Source organism: Microvirga sp. GCM10011540, from assembly GCF_042650665.1.
Lineage (GTDB): Bacteria > Pseudomonadota > Alphaproteobacteria > Rhizobiales > Beijerinckiaceae > Microvirga > Microvirga lenta.
Genome location: NZ_JBHSBQ010000078.1, coordinates 1 through 1,458, shown reverse-complemented (window position 1 = coordinate 1,458; position 1,458 = coordinate 1). Strand labels below are relative to the sequence as shown.

General features: G+C 59.3%; 1 protein-coding gene. It reads left to right on the top strand.

What is annotated here, in order from left to right; genetic code table 11:
• Nucleotides 1-1,216: 1,216 nt before the first annotated feature.
• Nucleotides 1,217-1,458: DDE-type integrase/transposase/recombinase (locus tag ACFOYU_RS15335; protein WP_377034258.1), on the top strand; the 242-nt coding region annotated here is incomplete at its 3' end.

Genomic DNA, 1,458 nt, shown 5'->3' with positions numbered 1-1,458 from the left:
CGGACGGCACTGTTCCACCAAAGGCTCCAGTATTGCCCATTGTGCGTCCGTCAGCATGGCTCCTCCTCAGATCAGGACGAGCAAAACGCCTCCAGGCGCAAAGGGTTCAAGTCATAACAGGCGGTAGGTCGTCGAGAGAATGTCTGGCTTGCGCTTCTGCCTGTCAAGCGCCCGACGCCGCTTCCAGGTGGGGTCAACCTCCGCTCATCGGATGGTGCTAACTCTGGAGCGCCGGGTTGATCCGGCGACAGCCAGGCCTTGTCCGCACTATCAACATGCTGATGCGCCCTGAACGCGTGTCCGTCCTACGCCCACTCGATCGGCCAAATCCGCTATGCAGAGGAACTAGAGGGAGGAGTCAAGGGGCGCAATTTGAGGAGCAGGCCCTTAGTCGTCTCTGCCGGAAGCTACAGTGCGGGATCGTGTGCGACGACGAGGGATCTCGCTTCTTGTCTCTGTAGGTCTCCTTGCAGACGCAGGCACCCGCTGATGGCCATCACTCCCATTGCCCGCCCGGACAGCTGGAAGCCGACCTTTGGGACTGACGGTCCGGTTCTTTGCCTGAGGATACTGTGCCTTTGGTGCATGCTCGTCGAGAAAAGCACGGCAAGCCGTGAAATCGGTAATCACTTCTGGTGGGCACTCGATTGCGTGCTGTTCGGCAAGCGATCGAGCATAGCGCACCATCGCTTCGCTTGGAGAGCGAGGGCCCGTTTGCGGGGCCTCCCCCTGTTTGAAAGATCGCGACGGAACATGCTGGTCAAGGAAGGCTCGGCAGATTGCGCTATTGCTTTTGAGCCCGCAGGGCAGTTTCAGGCCACACTGTGCGGCAATCGATGTTGCGAAAGCAATCATCGCCTTTGTTGGAGGCTTCACATCCCCTGCGAAGGGCGTTGGGAGATACGTTGGATCGAGAGCAACAGTGCCCGACTGTCCAATCGTCGTGATCAGCTCTCTGACACGGCTGCGGGTTCGCTCCTGATAGGCTGTGGCTCTGCCGATCGCCTCTGTTCGCGTGGATGCACGCCCAATCTCAGCCAGATCCGCCTTGAACATCGCCCGGCCAATCGGGTCGCCATAGGCGGGAAAAACACGCCGGACGGCACCGTTGCATTAACCTTGGCAGTTTAGAGGAAGGCGGCGACCTAAGGAGCCGCCCTATTGCCCCTGTTCAAGCGCCGCCGCTTTCTTTCCGGTCGAGATCATCCTGCTATGCATGCGCTGGTACTGCAAGTACGGCATCAGCTATCGCGATCTGGCCGAGATGATGCAGGAGCGCAGCATTGTGGTCGACCCGAGCTCGATCTTTCGTTGGGTGCAGCGCTATGCGCCAGAGCTTGAGAAGCGGGTTCGCCGATACCAGGGACATCGGTCCGGCTCATGGCGTGTTGATGAGACCTATGTGCGGGTCGGCGGGAAATGGAAATATCTGTTTCGTGCGGTCGACAAGCATAGGCG